Origin of the sequence: Mesorhizobium sp. M1E.F.Ca.ET.041.01.1.1, from assembly GCF_003997355.1 — a bacterium.
Classification (GTDB): domain Bacteria; phylum Pseudomonadota; class Alphaproteobacteria; order Rhizobiales; family Rhizobiaceae; genus Mesorhizobium.
This window is the reverse complement of the sequence record NZ_RZSL01001079.1, coordinates 1-1073: the sequence shown is the minus strand read 5'-3', so window position 1 is coordinate 1073 and position 1073 is coordinate 1. Positions and strand designations below refer to the sequence as shown.

Sequence of the window (1073 nt, the reverse complement as noted above, 5' to 3'; positions counted from 1 at the left end):
GCCGTGCCGTGCAAGGCGTCGGCGCGGCCGCGACGCGCGTCATCGCCGTCTCGATCGTACGTGACACGTTCGAGGGCCGCCGCATGGCCGAGGTGATGTCGCTGATCTTCATGGTGTTCATGGCGATCCCTGTCGTCGCGCCCGGTATTGGTCAGTTCATCATGCTCTTCGCCACCTGGCACTGGATCTTCGTCACCATGGCCGTCGGCGCGCTGATCGTGTCGACATGGTCGCTGCTGCGCCTGCCGGAGACGCTGCATCCGGAATACCGCCGCCCGCTTACGATCAACGCGGTTGCCGGCGGCTTCCGCATCGTGCTCACCAACCGCATCGCGCTTTGCTACGCCTTCGCCAGCACCTTCATCTTCGGCGCCATGTTCGGCTTCATCAATTCGGCGCAGCAGATCTATCTCGACGTCTTCCATGTCGGTGAGCTGTTCCCGCTGATCTTCGCGGGCGTCGCGGGCGTGCTCGCCTTCTCGAACTTCCTCAACGCGCGGCTCGTCGGTCGGATCGGCATGCGCCGCCTGTCTCAGAGCGCGCTGCTCTTGTTTCTCAGCATCAGTTTGATCTGGCTCGTCGTCTCGCTGGAGATTGAAATGCCGCTCTGGCTGTTCATTGCCTTCTTCGCCGGGGCGATGGTTCCGTTCGGCTGCCTTGGCGCGAATTTCAACGCTTTAGCCATGGAGCCGCTCGGCGAGCTCGCCGGCACGGCGTCCTCCATCCTCGGCTTCATGCAGACTTTTCTCGGTGGCATTCTCGGCACGTTGATCGGCCAGGCTTATAACGGCACTGTCACGCCTTTAGCCGCCGGCTTCTGCAGCGTGTCGGTCGCGGCGTTGCTGATGATCCTGGTCGCCGAGCGCGGACGGCTGTTCCAACCACACAACCCGCCGGTGTGAGGTTTTGGCGCTTGGGTCAGTCGGCCCAGAGCTCGCGGCGCAGTTCGTCCCAACTTTGCTTGTCCGGCGCGACAAGCAGCCCGCCGTCGACATGCGACGGCAGATAGGCGCTGCCGTCGATCCGGGCGGCATGGCCGCCGGCCTCCTGGTGGATCAGCGCGCCCGCCAGAT

At 64.2% G+C, this 1073-nt stretch carries 1 protein-coding gene and 1 pseudogene; one reads left to right on the top strand and one right to left on the bottom strand.

The window, feature by feature from the left end:
- Positions 1-902, top strand: a 902-nt coding sequence (locus EOA38_RS37490) for an MFS transporter (RefSeq protein ID WP_127301572.1), incomplete at its 5' end; no start/stop codon positions are given.
- A 16-nt stretch (positions 903-918) separates the two neighbouring features.
- Here the strand turns inward: EOA38_RS37490 and EOA38_RS40820 are convergent.
- Positions 919-1073 (bottom strand): annotated as a pseudogene (locus EOA38_RS40820) (inositol monophosphatase); the annotation flags it as partial.